The organism is Rhodoferax sp. OV413, assembly GCF_900104385.1.
Taxonomy (GTDB): Bacteria; Pseudomonadota; Gammaproteobacteria; order Burkholderiales; family Burkholderiaceae_C; genus Rhodoferax_B.
Window position 1 is genome coordinate 1 of sequence record NZ_FNJA01000011.1, and the last position, 18,383, is coordinate 18,383.

At 64.0% G+C, this 18,383-nt stretch carries 18 protein-coding genes and 1 riboswitch; of the genes, 7 read left to right on the top strand and 11 right to left on the bottom strand.

All coding sequences use genetic code 11. The features are described from left to right. Position 1: 1 nt before the first annotated feature. Both BLT66_RS24930 and BLT66_RS24935 read left to right on the top strand, forming a co-directional pair. Positions 2–1,441, top strand: coding sequence for an aldehyde dehydrogenase family protein (locus tag BLT66_RS24930; RefSeq protein ID WP_092762413.1), 1,440 nt, complete (start codon positions 2–4; stop codon positions 1,439–1,441). A 5-nt stretch (positions 1,442–1,446) separates the two neighbouring features. Further along, positions 1,447–2,376: a sugar kinase gene (locus tag BLT66_RS24935; RefSeq protein ID WP_092762415.1), complete on the top strand. Its 930-nt coding sequence runs from the start codon at positions 1,447–1,449 to the stop codon at positions 2,374–2,376. Between the two features lie 41 nt (positions 2,377–2,417). Here the strand turns inward: BLT66_RS24935 and BLT66_RS24940 are convergent, their stop codons facing one another. The 4 genes from BLT66_RS24940 to BLT66_RS24955 form a co-directional block, all read right to left on the bottom strand. Beyond that, a complete protein-coding gene (locus tag BLT66_RS24940; protein WP_092762417.1) occupies positions 2,418–2,714 on the bottom strand; it encodes a cupin domain-containing protein in 297 nt (98 codons plus the stop codon). A gap of 8 nt (positions 2,715–2,722) precedes the next feature. After that, positions 2,723–3,817, bottom strand: a complete 1,095-nt coding sequence (locus BLT66_RS24945) for an NAD(P)/FAD-dependent oxidoreductase (RefSeq protein ID WP_369821635.1) — start codon at positions 3,815–3,817, stop codon at positions 2,723–2,725. Continuing rightward, complete coding sequence (locus BLT66_RS24950; RefSeq protein WP_369821636.1) at positions 3,817–5,016, bottom strand: MFS transporter; 1,200 nt, start codon at positions 5,014–5,016, stop codon at positions 3,817–3,819. The genes BLT66_RS24945 and BLT66_RS24950 overlap by 1 nt, the downstream gene beginning before the upstream one ends. A gap of 78 nt (positions 5,017–5,094) precedes the next feature. Next, positions 5,095–5,619: an FKBP-type peptidyl-prolyl cis-trans isomerase gene (locus BLT66_RS24955; protein ID WP_092762423.1), complete on the bottom strand. Its 525-nt coding sequence runs from the start codon at positions 5,617–5,619 to the stop codon at positions 5,095–5,097. 49 nt (positions 5,620–5,668) lie between these two features. Between BLT66_RS24955 and BLT66_RS24960 the strand changes: the two genes are divergently transcribed. Both BLT66_RS24960 and BLT66_RS24965 read left to right on the top strand, forming a co-directional pair. Beyond that, positions 5,669–6,787: a cupin domain-containing protein gene (locus tag BLT66_RS24960; RefSeq protein WP_092762425.1), complete on the top strand. Its 1,119-nt coding sequence runs from the start codon at positions 5,669–5,671 to the stop codon at positions 6,785–6,787. 11 nt (positions 6,788–6,798) lie between these two features. Next, positions 6,799–7,311, top strand: a complete 513-nt coding sequence (locus tag BLT66_RS24965) for a hypothetical protein (protein ID WP_092762427.1) — start codon at positions 6,799–6,801, stop codon at positions 7,309–7,311. Between the two features lie 31 nt (positions 7,312–7,342). Here the strand turns inward: BLT66_RS24965 and BLT66_RS26885 are convergent, their stop codons facing one another. From BLT66_RS26885 to BLT66_RS24995, 7 genes are all read right to left on the bottom strand, one after another. Further along, the gene (locus BLT66_RS26885; RefSeq protein WP_176955165.1) at positions 7,343–7,732 is read right to left on the bottom strand and encodes a hypothetical protein; all 390 of its coding nucleotides are present in this window, start codon (positions 7,730–7,732) and stop codon (positions 7,343–7,345) included. Positions 7,733–7,824: 92 nt separating this feature from the next. After that, the gene (locus BLT66_RS24975; protein WP_092762431.1) at positions 7,825–8,400 is read right to left on the bottom strand and encodes a TMEM165/GDT1 family protein; all 576 of its coding nucleotides are present in this window, start codon (positions 8,398–8,400) and stop codon (positions 7,825–7,827) included. A gap of 7 nt (positions 8,401–8,407) precedes the next feature. Further along, a riboswitch (yybP-ykoY riboswitch) is annotated at positions 8,408–8,588 on the bottom strand. A gap of 43 nt (positions 8,589–8,631) precedes the next feature. Further along, a complete protein-coding gene (locus tag BLT66_RS24980) occupies positions 8,632–9,414 on the bottom strand; it encodes an MBL fold metallo-hydrolase (protein WP_092762433.1) in 783 nt (260 codons plus the stop codon). 14 nt (positions 9,415–9,428) lie between these two features. Continuing rightward, positions 9,429–10,448: an outer membrane protein assembly factor BamC gene (gene bamC, locus BLT66_RS24985; RefSeq protein WP_092762435.1), complete on the bottom strand. Its 1,020-nt coding sequence runs from the start codon at positions 10,446–10,448 to the stop codon at positions 9,429–9,431. An 86-nt stretch (positions 10,449–10,534) separates the two neighbouring features. Continuing rightward, positions 10,535–11,416, bottom strand: coding sequence for a 4-hydroxy-tetrahydrodipicolinate synthase (gene dapA, locus BLT66_RS24990; RefSeq protein ID WP_092762437.1), 882 nt, complete (start codon positions 11,414–11,416; stop codon positions 10,535–10,537). Between the two features lie 156 nt (positions 11,417–11,572). Further along, on the bottom strand, positions 11,573–11,698 hold the full coding sequence (locus tag BLT66_RS27320; RefSeq protein WP_255407080.1) for a hypothetical protein: 126 nt from the start codon (positions 11,696–11,698) through the stop codon (positions 11,573–11,575). 4 nt (positions 11,699–11,702) lie between these two features. Then, the gene (locus BLT66_RS24995) at positions 11,703–12,926 is read right to left on the bottom strand and encodes an MFS transporter (RefSeq protein WP_092762439.1); all 1,224 of its coding nucleotides are present in this window, start codon (positions 12,924–12,926) and stop codon (positions 11,703–11,705) included. 90 nt (positions 12,927–13,016) lie between these two features. Between BLT66_RS24995 and BLT66_RS25000 the strand changes: the two genes are divergently transcribed. The 3 genes from BLT66_RS25000 (at position 13,017) to parC (ending at position 18,348) form a co-directional block, all read left to right on the top strand. Beyond that, positions 13,017–14,993, top strand: coding sequence for a DNA topoisomerase IV subunit B (locus BLT66_RS25000; protein ID WP_092762441.1), 1,977 nt, complete (start codon positions 13,017–13,019; stop codon positions 14,991–14,993). A gap of 34 nt (positions 14,994–15,027) precedes the next feature. Next, entirely contained in the window at positions 15,028–15,825 is a 798-nt protein-coding gene (locus tag BLT66_RS25005; protein ID WP_092762443.1) for a lytic transglycosylase domain-containing protein, read from the top strand. Positions 15,826–15,915: 90 nt separating this feature from the next. Beyond that, positions 15,916–18,348, top strand: a complete 2,433-nt coding sequence (gene parC, locus BLT66_RS25010) for a DNA topoisomerase IV subunit A (protein ID WP_092762445.1) — start codon at positions 15,916–15,918, stop codon at positions 18,346–18,348. The last annotated feature ends 35 nt before the right edge of the window (positions 18,349–18,383 follow it).

An 18,383-nucleotide genomic window follows, 5' to 3' on the forward strand; every position in this document is an offset into this window, starting at 1 on the left:
CATGACCCAAAAACACGACAACTACATCAACGGCGCCTGGGTGGCCGGCAATAGCTACGCCCCCAACATCAACCCGTCGAACCTGTCCGACGTCATCGGCGAGTACACCCAGGGCGACGCCGCCCAGCTGGATGCAGCCGTGCAGGCGGCGCAAGCCGCCTTCCCCGCCTGGTCGACCGGCAATGTGCAGGCCCGCGCCGACGCACTGGACAAGATCGGCACCGAAATCCTGGCCCGCCGCGAAGAGCTGGGCACGCTGCTGGCCCGCGAAGAAGGCAAGACCAAGGCCGAAGGCATTGGCGAGGCCACCCGTGCCGGCAACATCTTCAAGTTCTTCGCTGGCGAATGCCTGCGCCTGACCGGCGAGATCGTGCCCTCGGTGCGCTCCGGCGTCGGTGTGGAAATCACCCGCGAACCGCTGGGCGTGGTCGGCCTGATCACCCCCTGGAACTTCCCCATCGCGATTCCTGCCTGGAAGATCGCCCCGGCCCTGGCCTACGGCAACTGCGTGGTGTTGAAACCCGCCGACCTGGTCCCCGGCTGCGCCTGGGCCCTGGCCGAGATCATCAGCCGCAGCGGCATCCCTGCCGGTGTATTCAACCTAGTGATGGGCCGTGGCTCCGTCATCGGCGATCCGCTGGTCAACCACCCTGGCATCAGCGGTATCAGCTTCACCGGCTCGCAAGGCGTGGGCGGCCGTATCGCCCAGCAGTGCGCGGTGAACCTGAAGAAGGTCCAGCTGGAGATGGGCGGCAAAAACCCGCAAATCATCCTGGACGACGCCGACCTGAACCAGGCCGTCGAGCTCAGCGTGCAAAGCGCGTTCTTCTCCACCGGCCAGCGCTGCACCGCATCCAGCCGTTTGATCGTCACCGACGGTATCTACGGCAAGTTCGTCGACGCTGTGCAAGCCCGCATGGCCACGCTGAAGATCGGCGACGCCCTGGCGGCCGGTATCGACATCGGCCCGGTGTCTTCGCTGTCGCAACTGCAGCAGGATCTGGACTACGTGGCCATTGGCCAGGCCGAAGGCGCCCAGCTGGTGGCTGGCGGTACCCGCCTGGAGCGCACGACCGAAGGCTTCTACATGGCACCCGCCTTGCTGCTGGACACCACAGCTGCCATGCGCATCAACCGCGAAGAAGTGTTCGGCCCGGTGGCCAGCGTGATCCGCGTCAAAGACTACGAAGCCGCACTGGCCGAGTCCAACAACACGCCGTTTGGCCTGTCGGCGGGCATTGCCACTACCAGCCTCAAGTACGCGACCCACTTCAAGCGCCACAGCCAGGCCGGCATGGTGATGGTGAACCTGCCGACCGCGGGTGTGGACTACCACGTGCCGTTTGGTGGGCGCAAGGGCTCCAGCTACGGTTCGCGCGAGCAGGGGCGGTATGCGCAGGAGTTCTTCACTACGGTGAAAACCGCCTACACCGGAGCCTGATCGGTATGCAGCGTGTCGTCTTGTTTGGTGAGTGCATGTTGGAACTCCAGGGGGAGGCTTTTGGCAGCATGCAGCAAAGCTTTGGGGGCGACACCCTCAATACCGCCGTCTACCTGGCGCGTTGCGCTACCGGCCTGCAGGTCGGCTACGCCACCGCGCTGGGCGACGACAAGCTCAGCGCTGGCATGCTGGCGCGCTGGCAGGCCGAGGCGCTCGACGTATCGCTGGTGCAGCGCCTGCCGGGCCGCATGCCCGGCCTGTACCTGATCGAGGTCGACGCGCACGGCGAGCGCAGCTTCAGCTACTGGCGCGACAGCAGCGCTGCTAAAGCCTATTTCGACGCCGAGCAGACGCCGCTGGAAGCCGCGGCCGACTCCCTCGGCGCCCTGTATCTCAGCGGCATCAGCCTGGCGATCCTGCCGGCTGCTGGCCGCGAACGCCTGTTTGCCCTGATGGCCCGTTTGCAGGCCCGCGGCACCCCGGTGATTTTTGACAACAACTACCGTCCGCGCCTGTGGGCCAGCCGCGAAGAGGCCCTGACCAGCTTTGAGCGCGCCTACAGCCTTTCGAGCATCGCACTGGTCACGGCCGACGACGAACAAGCCCTGCGTGGCCTGCCGCTTCTTGACGACGCCGTCGCTGCCGCCAAGGCCTTACCGTGCCCCGAAGTCGTCATCAAGCGCGGTCGCAACCCGACCCTGGTACGCACCGCCAGCGGGTTGCAGGAAGTGGCGACCGAGCTGGTTGCCAAAGTGGTGGATACCACCGCCGCTGGCGATTCATTCGCCGCCGGCTACCTGGCCGTGCGCCTGCAAGGCGGCGATGTGGTGGCCGCGGCCACCCAGGGCAACCGCCTGGCCGGACGTGTCATCCAGCACCGCGGGGCTTTGATCCCCATGGATGTGATGACCGACCTGGTGCTATCGAATAAATAGCTGCTTGCGCAGGTACTAGCTGCGCTGCAGGGCTTTTTTCTTTAAATATCTAGAATCACTAAGGTACCGTGGCTGCCCGGCGCCACCGCATGCGGTGTGCCGGCCGGCACCATGTACAGCTCGCCTGCGGCCACGGTCACCGGTGTGCCTTGCACGGTCAACTGCATCTCGCCCTCCAGCACCAGCAGGCCTTCGGCGTAGTCGTGGGTTTCGTCGGGGTAGTCGCAGCTGTCCATGCGCAGCACCTTGATGCGGGTGCTGCCGACATGGGCCTGGATTTGCGAGGTCCAGGCCTGCGGCAATTGGGCGGCGATGGCGGTGAGCGGGATAAGCGGCATGGGCTGTTTTACACCAGCCGCGCCACATGTTCAGCGATGGCCAGACAGCTGGTCAGGCCTGGCGATTCGATGCCGAATAAATTGACTAGACCCGGCACGCCATGTACTGCGGGGCCCTGGATCAGGAAGTCTTTCGCCGCCTCGTGCGGCGCCTGGATCTTCGGGCGGATGCCCGCATAGCCGGGCAGCAGGGCGCCATCCGGCAGGCCGGGCCAGTATTTGCGCACCTCGGCATAAAACGCCTCGCCCCGTGCCGGGTCGACCACCAGGTCATCCGGCGAATCCACCCATTGCACATCCGGGCCAAACTTGGCCTGACCGCCCAGGTCCAGCGTCAGGTGCACGCCGAGCCCTGCGGCTTGCGGCGCCGGGTAAATCAGGTGCTGGAACGGCGCGCGGCCCGCGAGGGTGAAGTAATTGCCCTTGGCGTAATAGCTGGGCGGCACATGGCGTGGGTCCAACCCTGCGCAGCGGCGGGCCAGTGCCTGGGCCTGCAGCCCGGCAGCGTTGACCACCGTGCGGGCCTGCAACTGCGTGCCGTCTTCTGCTTCCAAAATAATAGCGTCTTGCGCAATCTGCATCTGCGTCAGCGGGCTGTTAAGGGCCAAAAGTCCGCCTGCGTTCTCCAGGTCGCCCAGCAACGCCAGCATCAGCGCGTGGCTGTCGACGATGCCGGTGCTGGGCGACAGTAGCGCGCCCGAGCATTCCAGCTGCGGCTCCAGCGCGCGAGCGGCGGCGCGGTCCAGCAGCTGCAGGTCGTCCACGCCATTGGCGGCGGCCTGCAGGCGGATTTTTTCCAGCTGCACCAGCTGGTCGGCGTTGGTGGCGACGATCAGCTTGCCGCAGCGCTGGTGGGCGATGCCGCGCTCGGCGCAGTAGGCGTACAACAGCTGCTTGCCCTGCACGCACAGGCTGGCCTTGAGCGAGCCCGGCGCGTAGTAGATGCCGGCGTGGATGACTTCGCTATTGCGCGAGCTGGTGCCAGTGCCGATGGCGTCGGCCGCTTCCAGCAGCAACACCTCGCGCCCCTGCAAAGCCAGCGCCCGCGCCACTGCCAGGCCGACCACACCGGCTCCTATGACGACTGCATCCACTTGGTCCATCACTGCAGCTTATCGCGTTGGGCCAGGCCGGGGAATATCTTCAACCACAGGGCCGCCACCACCAGCGTGCCTATGCCGCCCAGCACCACCGAGCCGACTGGCCCGAGCAGGGCGGCGGTGGCGCCCGATTCAAACTCACCCAGCTGGTTGGACGCGCCGATAAACACCGAATTCACGGCGCTGACACGGCCGCGCATTTCGTTCGGGGTTTCCAGCTGCACCAGGCTTTGCCGCACCACCACGCTGACCATGTCGGCACCGCCCGAAATCGCCAGCACCGCCAGCGACAACACCAGGCTGGTCGACGCGCCAAACACCACCATGCACACGCCGTACAGCCCCACCGACAGCAGCAAGGTGCGGCCGACCTTGCGTTGCAGCGGCCAGCGCGTCAGCACGATGGAGATCAGCAGCGCACCCACGGCCGGTGCGGCGCGCAGCAGGCCCAGGCCCCAGGGGCCGGTGTGCAGAATGTCCTTGGCAAACATCGGCAGCAGGGCGGTGGCGCCGCCTAGCAGCACCGCAAACAGGTCGAGCGATACGGCGCCCAGAATCGGCTTGTGCTCCCAGATGAAGTGCACGCCGGCCAGCACGCTGCGCATCGTCATGGGTTCGCGCGGCGGCGGCACATGCTCGTAGCGCAGGCCGCTCAGCAGCACCACGCTGACCGCGAACAGCAGCACGCCGCTCGCGTACACCGCGCTGGCGCCGGCCAGGAAGATCGCCCCGCCCAAGGCCGGGCCGCCGATGGTCGCTGCCTGCATGCCGGCCGCGCTCAGCGACATGGCCTGCGGCAGCAGCGCGGGCGGCACCAGCAGCGGCGTCAACGCCTGCTGGGCCGGCATCTGGAAGGCCCGGGCCGTGCCCAGCACCAGGGAGATGCCCAGCAGCCAGGCGCGGCTGACCCAGTGTTCGTAGGTGGCCAACAGCAGCAGCACAGCGACCAGGGCTTGCAGGCCCACGCAGACGGCGACGATGCGACCGCGGTGCACCCGGTCGGCCACATGGCCTGCCACCAGGGTCAACAGCAGGGCGGGCAGGAATTGCAGCAGGCCGACCAGGCCCAGGTCCCAGGCGCTGCCGGTCAGGTCGTACATCTGCCAGCCCACGGCGAGCATCAGAATCTGTGTGCCCAAGGTGCCGAATACGCGCGCGGTCCACAGGCGCATGAACGCACGTTGTTGAAAAAGGGGTGCCAACGAAAACCTTGGTTGCTATTGAATGAATAGCTGCCAGCGCAGGATCTACTGCGCTAGAGACTTATTTTTACCTTGGAATCAGTGCAGGTGCTGGCCGTTGGGGCCACCGGGGGCGATGTTGAAGAAACCGGTGCCGGCGGTGCCGCTGCCGATTTCGTCTTCGGTGGCTTCACGCACACCGGCCACGCCCAGCTTGAGCCGCAGTGCGATGCCGGCCAGCGGATGGTTGCCGTCCAGCACCACGTGTTCGGGGTAGATTTCGGCCACGGTGTACAGACCTTCGCGCGGCAGCTCGGGGCTCAGGCCTTCGGGCAGGGCGGCGCCGTCGAAGCTCATACCGGCTTCCAGCACATCGGGGAACAGCGCACGCGGTTCCAGAAAGATCAGCTGGTCATTGAAGTCGCCAAAGGCTTCCTCGGGCTCGAGGTGCAGCTCCAGCACATCGCCAGCCACATGGCCTTGCAGGGCCTCTTCGACTTTTTTCAGCAGATCATCGCCGCCGACCAGAAATTCGACCGGTTCGTTGAGTACGTCCAGGTCTTCGCCAAGGGTGTCTTTGAGCGTCCAGGTCAGAGCGACGACGCATTGTTGTGTGATTTCCATACGAGAATTGTCGCAGTTTAGGCAGTTGTTTTAAAACCCAAGGATTTTGATGGACGTCACCCAAATATTGCCTTTGCTGGGCGACCTGAGCCCGCAGCAATTCATGCAGCGCTACTGGCAGAAGAAGCCCCTGCTGATCCGCCAGGCCATACCCGGCTTCCAGGCCCTGCTGGACCGCAGCGCGCTGTTTGCGCTGGCCGAACAAGAAGAAGTCGAGTCGCGCCTGATCACGCAGGCCGGCACCGGCTGGAAGCTGAAGAACGGCCCGCTGCCACGCCGCGCCTTGCCGCCGTTGAAGACCCCCGGCTGGACCCTGCTGGTACAGGGCGTGGACACGCATGCGGCTACCGTGCACGAACTGTTGCAACAGTTTCGCTTTGTGCCGGATGTGCGGCTGGACGACGTGATGGTCAGCTTCGCTACTGACGGCGGCGGCGTGGGGCCGCACTTCGACAGCTACGACGTATTCCTGCTGCAAGCCCACGGGCAACGCCGCTGGCGCATCGGGCGGCAAAAGGATTTGAGTCTGGTGGAGGGAGCGCCGCTGAAGATTCTGGCCAACTTCGAGCCCGAGCAAGAGTTCGTGCTGGAGCCGGGCGACATGCTGTACCTGCCGCCGCGCTACGCCCACGACGGTGTCGCGGTCGGCGAATGCATGACCTATTCCATCGGTTTTCGGGCGCCGCGCCGCAGCGAACTGGCCCGCGAGCTGATGCAGCGCATGGCCGAGGAGGCCGAGGATGTGGTCGGCGAGGCCTTGTACAGCGATGCCGGGCAGCCGGCGGTGGAGCATCCGGGCGCAATTCCCGCATCTTTACAAGACTTTGCACAGACCGCTTTGACGGCTTTGCTGGACGATCCTACGGCGCTGCAATGTGCTTTGGGCGAGGTGCTGACCGAGCCCAAGGCCCAGGTCTGGTTCGAGTCGCAAGAGCCGCCCGCCAGCCTGGACCAGGTGGCGCTGGACCCGCGCACCCGCATGTTCTACGATGCCCACCACGTGTTCATCAATGGCGAAAGCTACCGCGCCGCCGGCCGCGACGCCACCTTGATGCGCCGCCTCGCCGATGCGCGGAAACTGGGCCCCAAGGAGCTGGCCCGCGCCAGTGCAGATGCGCGGTCTTTGCTGCTGTCATGGTGTGCGTCCGGCTGGGTGCACGCGCACTGAAAAGGTGTTCTATGGACGACTCGCAAACCCCTTCTGAAGCACCACCCCGGCCCACGGGGCGCTTCCAGGGCCGGGTGGAATTTCAGCAGCGGGTGCGCGATGCTTTCGCCTGTGCGGCCCACGAGGGCTGGCGCGAAATCGTCATCTGCGATCCCAACTTTGAAGATTGGCCTTTGGGCGAGCGGGCGGTGGTCGAATCCCTGCAAGCCTGGGCCCGGCCCGGCCGCCAGTTCACGATGCTGGCCATCGCCTACGACGAGGTGGTGCGGCGCCATGCGCGGTTTGCGGTCTGGCGGACCACCTGGTCGCATCTGGTGGACTGCCGCTCGTGCCGGCAGGCCAGCCCGCAGGATCTGCCTAGCGCGCTTTGGAGTCCGGCTTGGGCCATGCGCCGGCTGGACCTGGAACGCAGCGATGGCATCTGCGGCGACGAGCCCCAACGGCGCCTGCTGCTGCGGCAAAGCATCGACGAATGGCTGCGCAAAAGCAGCCCGGCGTTCCCGGCCTCCATCCTCGGTTTGTGAGCTTGCCTGTTGCTTTTACGCCCTAGGGTTTTTAAGCATTGCCAAAGAAGAAGCTTATAATCGAGGGCTGAGTTGAAAGAGCTCGAGTGCTTTCACTCGGTCGCATACGCATCCGTGTGATGCCGACGATTTCCGGAAATTGTTTTCCCCTACCTCTTAAGGAATTTTGTAATGAACAAATCGCTTGTACTCGCAGCTCTGATGGCTGCTGTTGCTTTGGCTGCTTGCGGCAAAAAAGAAGAACCAGCTCCTGCACCAGCACCTGCGGTTGAAGCACCTGCTGCTGCACCAGCACCCGCACCTGCTGAAGCTCCTGCAGCTGCACCAGCTGCTGACGCTTCTGCTCCAGCTGCCGACGCAGCTGCTGCAGCCGCTGCTGCTGCTGCCAGCGCCGCTTCGAAGTAATCTTTACTCGATGCATTAAAAGCCACCGCAAGGTGGCTTTTTTTATGGCCAATCGCCAATGGCCGTACAGAGCTTCAAGTCTGTACGGCCATTTTCATGGCCGTGGGTTTACAGACCGAGCCCGGCGCCAGCACCCATCAAGGTGGCAACGCCCATGATCGCAAAGATGGCTGCTGCGATGCGGTGCACCAGCTGGGTTGGCAGGCGTTGCGCGATCCGGTCGCCCAGGATTACGGCGGGCACATTGGCCAGCATCATGCCCAGGGTAGTGCCGGCGACCACCAGGAAGAACGAGTGGTATTTGGCGGCCAGCGCAACGGTGGCGAACTGGGTCTTGTCGCCCATTTCGGCCAGGAAGAACGCGACCAGCGTGGTGCCGAATACGCCAAAGCGGGCGAGCTTGGCGTCTTCTTCCTCAAACTTGTCGGGCACCAGGGTCCAGGCGGCCATGGCCAGGAAGGAAATGCCCAATACCCAGCGCAGGGTCTCGGGGCCGACCAGTGAGGTGATCCAGGAGCCGAGTGCGCCCGCGAAGGCATGGTTGGCCAAAGTCGCGACCAGGATGGCGCCGATGATGGGCCAGGGCCGTTGGAACTTGGCCGCCAGAATGAAGGCGAGGAGTTGGGTTTTGTCGCCGATTTCGGCCAGTGCGACGATGCCGGTAGAGACGAAGAATGCTTCCATGGGGTTCTTTATATATTGGCCGGAATCCAAAACGATTGACCACAACGCTCCCCGGCCATTCCGAAGGCATTATGGTCAAAGGTCTTGCCAAGCTTTCAATATGAACCGCTTGCACCATAGCCTTTCGGCCAAGTATGTTGATACAAGCCCCGTCTTGAGACGGGCGGCTACTCCCCAGTGACCCATCGATGATAACCCAAAATCCAAGGGTAATTACCAGGGTATGTCTCTCTAAACTGCGACCGCCAGCCAGTCGGTGCCCGTGGCGGCCTCTGCAACGCCGAGGGTGAGTCCGCTGCAACCCACGGCTGCTGCCAGAGCCGCCAATGCCAGCTCTGGCCGGTTGTTCTGTTCGCTCAGGTGCGCGGCCATGATGTGGCGCAGGCCGCCGTCCACCAGGGCCTGGGCGATCTCGGCGGCGGCCTGGTTGGCCAGGTGGCCGTACATACCGCCCACGCGCTGTTTCAAGAAGGCGGGGTAGCGCGACGCGGCCAGCAGCTCGGTGTCGTGGTTGCATTCCAGCAGCATGGCCTGGCAGCCCATCAGCTGCTGCAGCACATGGGGCGTGGCGTGGCCCAGGTCAGTGAGTATGCCCAGCTGGGCATCGCCGCTGCGGCAACACAGCTGCAGTGGCTCGCGCGCATCGTGAGGCACGGTGAATGGCGTCAGCTGCAGGCCACCCACGTCGATTGCGCTGGTATCGCGGGCAATGTGGAGCAAGCCGTCCCAGTCGTGCGGACCGATGGCAGCTTGCGTGCCGTGGCTCATCCACACCGGGATGCGGTGCCGCAGCGCCCACTGCGGCGCGCAGCCGACGTGGTCGCCGTGTTCGTGGGTGATGAAGATGGCATCGATCTGCGAGGCCTGCAGGCCTGCCAATGCCAGCCGCTGGTCAAGCTGCTTCTGGCCGAAGCCGCAATCGACCAGCAGCCGGGTGGTATGACCGCCGTGCTGGGCTTCCACCACGGTGCCGTTGCCCGCGCTGCCGCTGCCCAGGCTTTTGAAGCGAAGCACCTGGGAAGCGGTGGTTACTTCAGATCGTCGGCGATGATCTTGACGATGCGCTGGGCATTGGCCGAGGACTCGGGGGCGCCGCTGGCATTCAGCACCGAGACGGTGGTGGATTCGCCCGCGCTGACCACGGCGATGCGGTATTGCAGCGGCGGTGTGACGTTTTCCCTGCTGAACAGCTTGCTGAAGAAGCCGGGTTCCTTCTTGTCTGCATTCGGCGCCACATAGCGCACGAAATACGTGCCTTTGCTTCGGTCGCGGTCTTCCACGGTGAAGCCGGTGCGGTCCAGGGTCAGGCCCACACGACGCCAGGCGCGGTCGAAGCCATCGTCCATTTGGACCACGGGCTGGTTGTTGATGGTGGTCGCGCGGGCACCGGATTTGGCGGTTTCGGGCAGCAGCGCGGTCTTCACGTCGTCGCTAGGTACGCCGAGCTTGAGCATCAGGCGGCGCAGGAACTCGACTTCCAGCTCGGGGTCGGTAGGGCGCGGTTGCCAGATAGTCTGGTCCTTGGCCTGGTTGGTGTAGACCTCGATCATGCCGCGGTGGCTGATGTAGATCTCGGTGCCGCCGGATGCATTGCGCTCCAGGCGGGTGCGGAACTTGTCGCGTTCGCCGGTCGAGTACAGCGACTCAAACACCTTGCCCAGGGTGCTGCGGATGATGTCCTGCGGCAGCTTGGCGCGGTTTTCGGCCCAGTCGGTTTCCATGATGCCCAGGCTGGCCTGGTCTTCGGTTAGCAAGAAGCCGTTTTGTTGCCAGAAGTCGCGCACCGGCCCCCACAGTTGGTCGGCCGGACGGTTGATGACCAGCCAGCGCTGCGTACCCGCGCGTTCGATGCGGATGTCGCCCAGCGAGGAGGCGGCGGTAGGCGTTGCGGCGGCGACCTGGCCCACTTTGTAGTTGCTGGCGGTGATGGGGGCGCCGGGCACCACATAGCGCGAGTCGCGGGTCAGCTGCGTCAGGTCGGGTGGTACGTCAAGTGACGGGCCGGTTTTGGCGCCTGCGCTTTTGTAGTCGATTTTCTCGCCGTCCATGATCGTGCAGGCGCCGAGAGTCAGCGTCAATCCCAGCAATCCAACTCGTGCAATATGGTTCACGTATCGTTCCTAAAAAATAGTATTTAGACCAGGCCGCCGCTGCGCAGCGCGTCTTTGACGGTGGCCTGGAGGTGGGTGGACAGCTGCGTCATCGGCAGGCGCAGCGCCGGGCCGCACAAGCCCATTTCGGCCATCGCCCATTTCACCGGGATAGGGTTGGCTTCGACGAACAGGTTTTTGTGCACCGGCATCAGCTGGCGCTGGATTTCCATGGCGCGACGGACGTTGCCTGCAATCGCGGCCACGCAGAGTTCGTGCATCAGGCGCGGCGCCACATTGGCGGTCACGCTGATATTGCCTTGGCCGCCGCACAGCATCAGCGCCACGGCGGTTGGGTCATCACCCGAGTACACGGCAAAGCCCTGGGGCACATCGCGGATCAGCCACTGCGCGCGCTCAATATTGCCGGTGGCTTCCTTGATGCCGACGATGCCGGGCACCTGGGCTAGGCGCAGCACGGTGTCGTGCAGCATATCGGCGACCGAGCGGCCGGGGACGTTGTACAGCACCATGGGCAGATCGACCGTTTCGGCGATGGCCTTGAAGTGCTGGTACTGGCCTTCTTGCGTGGGCTTGTTGTAGTAGGGCACGACCTGCAGATGGCAGTCGGCGCCCACGCTCTTGGCGAAGCGGGTGAGCTCGATGGCTTCGGAGGTGGAATTGGCACCGCAGCCGGCCATGATGGGCACCCGGCCTTTGGCTTGCTCGACCGACACGCGGATGATCTCGCAGTGCTCTTCGATGTTGACCGTCGGCGATTCGCCGGTGGTGCCGACCACGCCTATGCAGTCCGTGCCCTCGGCGATATGCCAGTCGATCAATGTGCGCAGGGTGGGGTAGTCCACGCTGCCGTCTTCAAGCATGGGCGTTACAAGCGCCACGATGCTGCCGGTAATGGGTGTCATGTCCGCAGTCTCAAACGGGAAAACGGCCATTCTAACGAGAGCGTGTATCGGGTATTCGATAGGCCTTTGCGTTCAAAAATGGCACTGAAAGACCAGATTGCTATTGATTTAATAGCTGCTTGCGCAGATAGACAGTGCGCTAGAGGCCGATTTTGTTCAAAAACAAGCCCACAGCTGGTCGGCCAGCGCCACCAGGAACTCGGGCCGGGTGTAGAGCGCAAAGACGCCGGCTAGCGCCGCCAGGGCGACACACCAGACTAAGGGCTTGGTGGCGCGGCGCATGCTGTCAGGCCGCTTGCGGCGCAGTGCGCGCGCGCTGGATCGGCGCTTCCTTGACCGGCAGATTGACCAGCCCGGCGAACACCCCCAGGGCAATCGCGATGTACCAGACCAGGTCGTAGTTGCCATTGCGGTCGTACAGGAAGCCGCCCAGCCACACGCCCATGAACGAGCCGATTTGGTGGCTCAGGAACACAAAGCCGCTGAGCATAGACATATGCTGGATGCCAAAAATCTGCGCCAGCGCCGCATTGGTCGGCGGCACGGTGGACAGCCACAGCACGCCCATGGTCGCGGCAAAGATGTAGACGCTGGTGGGCGACAGCGGCGCCAGCAGGAAGACGCTGATCACCACCGCGCGGGCAAAGTAGATGAAGGCCAGGATGTTCTTTTTCTGCATCCGCTGCCCCAGCGAGCCGGCCGCGTAGGTGCCGAGCACATTGAACAGGCCGATCAGCGCCAGCGCGTAGCTGGCCACCTGGGGCGACAAGCCTTTGTCGCGCAAATAGCTGGGCATGTGCACGCCAATGAACACCACCTGGAAGCCGCAGACGAAATAGCCGGCCATCAACAGCTGGAAGCTTGGGTACTTGAAGGCCTCTTTCAGCGCTTCGCCAATTGTCTGTTCGCGCCGCACCGGCTGGCCGGCGCCAAAGTTCGGTTCGCGCAGGCCCCAGGCCAGCGGCACGATCAGCATTGCGGCCGCGCCCAGCACCACCAGTGCCTGCTGCCAGCCCAGCTGGCTAATCAACAGACCCTCGGTCGGCACCATCAAGAACTGGCCGAACGAGCCGGCCGCCGCGGCAATGCCCATGGCCCAGGAGCGCTTGTCGGCCGCCACATTGCGCCCGATCACGCCATAGACCACCGCATAGGTGGTGCCGGCCTGGGCCATGCCCAGCAGCACGCCGGCACTCAGGGTGAACAAAAACGGCGTGGGCGCGTAGGCCATGCCGACCAGGCCCAGTGCGTACAGCACGGCGCCAGCGACCATCACCCGGAAGGCGCCCAGCTTGTCGGCCAGCATGCCGGCAAACACGCCGCTGATGCCCCAGGCCAGGTTCTGGATGGCGATGGCAAACGCAAAGGTTTCGCGGGTCCAGCCCTGGGCCTGGGTGATGGGCTGCAGCCATAGGCCAAAGCCGTGGCGTATGCCCATGGACAGCGTGACGATGGCACCGCCGCAGATCAGCAGTTGGGCAAGTGAAAGAGAGGGGGAGGGACGGTTCATCCTCTGACTGTAGCCAATTTGCCGGCTATAGGCAGTAAGGCTGTGGTTGTATCCAGTGTTTGCTGCCACAAACCACTACAATCCGCGCCTATGGCAACCCAAAACCCCGTCACCCCTGCATATTCCGAAAGCTCGATCCGCGTACTGAAAGGCCTGGAGCCCGTCAAGCAGCGCCCGGGCATGTACACCCGCACCGACAACCCCTTGCACGTCATCCAGGAAGTGCTGGATAACGCGGCCGACGAAGCCTTGGCCGGCCATGGCAAGAAGATCCGGGTCACGCTATTCCTGGACGGCTCGGTCGGTATCGAAGACGAAGGCCGCGGCATTCCGTTCGGCATGCACCCCGAAGAAAACGCTCCGGTGATCGAGCTGGTGTTTACCCGCCTGCACGCGGGCGGCAAGTTCGACAAGGGCAAAGGCGGCGCTTACAGCTTCTCCGGCGGCCTGCACGGCGTGGGCGTCAGCGTGACGAATGCGCTGGCGCTGCGGCTGGAGGCCATCTCGTACCGCGAAGGCTCGGCCGCTAAGCTGGTGTTTGCCGGTGGCGACGTGGTCGAGCCGCTGCAGGTGCGCAAGGCCGAGGCCGGTGACCGCAAGTCCGGCACCAGCGTGCGCGTCTGGCCGGATCCCAAATACTTCGAAGCCGTGGCCTTGCCCATGGCCGAGCTCACCCATCTGCTGCGCAGCAAGGCGGTGCTGATGCCCGGCGTCACCGTCACCTTGACTGTCGAGAAGACCAAGGATGTGCAGACCTGGTTGTACAAGGGCGGCCTGCGTGACTACCTGACCCAGACGCTGAATGGCGAGCTGGTGATTCCGATGTTTGAGGGCGAGGGTTTTGCCGACAACGGCCACGAAACCTTTGCCGAAGGCGAGGGCGCGCAATGGTGCGTGGCCTTTACCGAAGACGGCGCACCGGTGCGCGAGAGCTATGTGAACTTGATTCCCACCACGGTGGGCGGTACCCATGAACTGGGTTTGCGCGACGGCCTGTTCACCGCGGTAAAGAGCTTCATCGAGCTGCATTCGCTGCTGCCCAAGGGCGTCAAGCTGTTGCCCGAAGACGTGTTTGCGCGCGCCAGCTTTGTGCTTAGCGCCAAGGTGCTGGACCCGCAATTCCAGGGCCAGATCAAGGAACGGTTGAATTCGCGCGATGCGGTGCGCCTGGTGTCCAGCTTCGTGCGGCCGGCGCTGGAGTTGTGGCTGAACCACCATGTGGAATACGGCAAAAAGTTGGCCGAGCTGGCCATCAAGGCTGCCCAGTACCGGCAGAAAGCCGGGCAAAAGGTCGAAAAGCGCAAGGGCTCGGGCGTGGCCGTGCTGCCCGGCAAGCTGACCGACTGCGAAAGCCGCGACTTGGCGCAGAACGAGGTGTTCCTGGTCGAGGGCGATTCCGCCGGCGGTAGCGCCAAGATGGGCCGCAACAAGGAAAGCCAGGCCATCCTGCCGCTGCGCGGCAAGGTGTTGAACACCTGGGAGGTCGAGCGCGACCGGCTGTTTGCGAATACCGAAATCCACGATATCTCGGTGGCCATCGGTGTCGATCCGCATGGGCCGAACGACACGCCCGACCTCAGCGGTCTGCGCTACGGCAAGATCTGCATCCTCAGCGATGCGGACGTAGATGGATCGCACATACAGGTGCTGCTGCTGACCCTGTTCTTCCGCCATTTCCCCAAGCTGATCGAGGCCGGCCATGTGTTTGTGGCGCGACCACCGCTGTTCCGGGTCGACGCGCCTGCCCGCGGCAAGAAACCGGCCTCCAAAGCCTATGCGCTGGACGAAGGCGAACGTACCGCCATCCTGGACAAGCTGCGCAAGGAAGGCGTGCGCGAAGGCGCCTGGAGCATCAGCCGCTTCAAAGGCCTGGGCGAGATGAATGCCGAACAGCTGTGGGACACCACCTTGAACCCGGATACACGCCGCCTGTTGCCGGTTCAGCTGGGGAATGTTAACTTCGCACAAACCGAGAACCTGATCACCAAGCTGATGGGCAAGGGCGAGGCTTCGTCGCGCCGGGAACTCATGGAGCTGCATGGCGATGCGGTGGAGATCGATGTCTAGCTGCTTAGCAGCCTTGGGTTGAGTTGTGAAAATTATGAATAAAACTGGCCTCTGGCGCAGATTCTGTATAGGCTTTGCGCTATTAATAGTGCAGCAATGGGCGTGTGCGGACGTATGGGGCTATATCGACACCCAGGGCGTGGCGCATTTCGCCAGCGAGCGGGTGGACGAGCGTTACGAGCTGTTCTACCAGGGCGACGAGAGCTTTGACACCACCCAGGGCGTGAAAGCCGCCGCCGCGCAAACACCTGCCGCGCCCGGCGCACCTCCCAAGCTGCTGGCGTTTTTCGATATTTCGCCCAGCTACAAGCTGGTGAAACACCATCTGCTCGAGGCCTCCAACAAGCTCAGCATTGACTATGAGCTGCTGCAGGCCTTGATCGTGGCCGAGTCCGGCTTCAACAGCACGGCGGTATCGCCCAAGGGCGCGGTCGGCCTGATGCAAATCATGCCGGCCACCGCCGAACGCTACGGCCTGGTGGGCGACCCGAAGAACAGCATCGAACAAAAGCTCACCGACCCCAAGACCAATATCCGCATCGGCTCGCGCTACCTGAGCGACCTGATCCGCATGTTCCCCGGCCAGCTGGACCTGGCCGTGGCCTCGTACAACGCCGGCGAAGGCGCGGTGCAGCGCGCGGGCAACCGGATTCCCAATTACAAAGAAACCCAGGCCTACGTCAAAACCGTGCTGCAGCTCTATAACGGGCTGAAGCCGCCGGTGGAGCAGCGCCGCCAGCCTACGCGGGTGCGCATGGAGCTGTCTGGTGGGGCTGTTGGTCGCGGCAATATGCCGTCCAGCAGCCAGCCTGTGCTGGTGGGCCTGCCCTGAATCCCGTCTGCTCCACAGCTGTCTGATCCGTCTGCGCGGCAGACAGCCGCTGCCTCCCATTCCCATTTTTTGCACTGAAGTTTTTGTTCCATGAACGACCAACCCGAACTGGACCTGCCTCCCAATCCACCCGGCGAGCCGCCCCTGCCTCCCGTTGATGAAGCGATCCCGCTGGCCGCCGATGGCGACGATGCTCTGAGCCTGGCCAGTTACGCCCAGCGCGCCTACCTCGAATACGCGCTGAGCGTGGTCAAGGGCCGGGCCATCCCGGACGTGACCGACGGCCAGAAGCCGGTGCAGCGGCGCATCCTGTACGCGATGTCGCGCATGGGCCTGGGCTTTGGCGGCGCGAATGGCGCCACCGGTGCCAAGCCGGTGAAGAGCGCCCGTGTCGTCGGCGATGTGCTGGGTAAATACCATCCGCACGGTGACCAGGCCGCTTACGACGCCATGGTGCGCATGGCGCAGGATTTCAGCCAGCGCTACCCGCTGATCGACGGCCAGGGCAACTTCGGCAGCCGTGACGGCGATGGCGCAGCCGCAATGCGCTACACCGAAGCCCGCCTGTCGCGCATCACTACCTTGTTGCTCGACGAGCTGGACGAAGGCACGGTCGACTTTGTGCCCAATTACGACGGCTCTTTTGAAGAGCCGCAACAACTGCCGGCACGCCTGCCGTTCAACCTGCTGAATGGCGCCAGCGGCATCGCCGTGGGCCTGGCGACCGAAATCCCCAGCCACAACCTGCGCGAGATCGCCGATGCCTGCGTGGCGCTGATCAAGACGCCGCAGCTGAGCGACGAAGAACTGTTTGCCATCGTGCCCGGCCCCGACTATCCGGGCGGCGGCCAGATCATCAGCAGCGCCGCCGACATCGCCGACGCCTACCGTACCGGCCGCGGTTCGTTGAAGGTGCGCGCGCGCTGGAAGATAGAAGACCTGGCGCGCGGCCAGTGGCAGCTGGTGGTGAACGAGCTGCCGCCCGGCGTCAGCACCCAGCGCGTGCTGGAAGAAATCGAAGAACTCACCAACCCACGCATCAAGGCCGGCAAGAAGGCGTTGAGCCTGGAGCAGACGCAGCTGAAGGCTTCGGTGTTGTCGGTGCTGGACGTGGTACGCGACGAGTCGAACAAGGACGCGGCCGTGCGCCTGGTGTTCGAACCCAAGACCAGCCGTATCGAGCAGCAGGAGCTGATCACCGCGCTGCTGGCCCACACCAGCCTGGAAACCTCGGCGCCAATCAATCTGACCATGATCGGCCTGGACGGCCGACCGATGCAGAAGGCCATGCGCCAGATGCTGCAGGAATGGATAGCCTTCCGCCAGACCACGCTGCAGCGCCGCTCACGGCACCGGCTGGACAAAGTACTGGCGCGCATCCACATCCTGGAAGGCCGGCACCTGGTGCTGCTCAATATCGACGAGGTCATCGCCATCATCCGCCAGGCCGACGAGCCCAAGGCGGCGCTGATAGAGCGTTTCAAGCTCAGTGAGATCCAGGCCGAAGACATTCTGGAAATCCGCCTGCGCCAACTGGCCCGGCTGGAAGCCATCAAGATCGAGCAGGAGCTGAAAAACCTGCGCGAAGAGCAGGCCAAGCTGGAAGACATCCTGGCCAATCCGGCCGTGCTGCGCCGCCTGATGGTGAAGGAAATCGAAGCCGACGCCAAGCTGTTTGCCGACGCGCGCCGCACCCTGATCCAGGCCGAAAAGCGCGCGGTGGTCGAAGTCAAAGTGGTCGATGAGCCCGTCACCGTGGTGGTGTCGCAAAAAGGCTGGGTGCGGGCACAAAAAGGCTGGGCCAAGGACCGGGCCGCAAATGGCACGCCCGAGTACAGCTTCAAATCAGGCGACGCGCTGTACGGCACCTTTGAGTGCCGTAGCGTCGACACCCTGCTGGTATTTGGCACCGCCAAGGACAAGGTCGGCCGCGTCTACACCGTACCCGTGGCATCGCTGCCCGGCGCGCGCGGCGACGGCCAGCCGGTGACCACGCTGATCGAGCTGGAAACCGGCACCCAGGTGGCGCATTATTTTGCCGGCCCGGGCAATGCCACCTTGCTGCTGTCCAGTTCGGGCGGCTACGGGTTTTTGGCGACGGTGGACGACATGCTGTCGCGCCAAAAAGGCGGCAAGGCCTTCATTACCGTGGGCGAGGGCGAAACGGTGAACCCGCCGTCGCATGCCAACGGTGGTGGCGGTGGCCAGCCGGTGCCGCCGGCAACCCATGTGGCCTGCGCATCGGCCGGCGGGCGGATTCTGACCTTCGAGATCACCGAGCTGAAGAACCAGCCCAAGGGTGGCCGCGGCCTGATGCTGATCGACCTGGAAGACAAAGACGTGCTGGCCGGCGCCGCGGCCTACACCCGCAGCATCCGCATCGACGGCATTGGCCGGGGTGCCAAGCCACGTACCGAAACCCTGGAGATCCGCAGCTTGAACAATGCGCGCGCTGTACGGGGCCGCAAGGGCAAATTGGCCGACCTGGGCTTCAAGCCGAATGCGGTGTTGCGACTGGAGTAGTTCGCATTAGCTTTTGTATACATAAGCTGACTTCT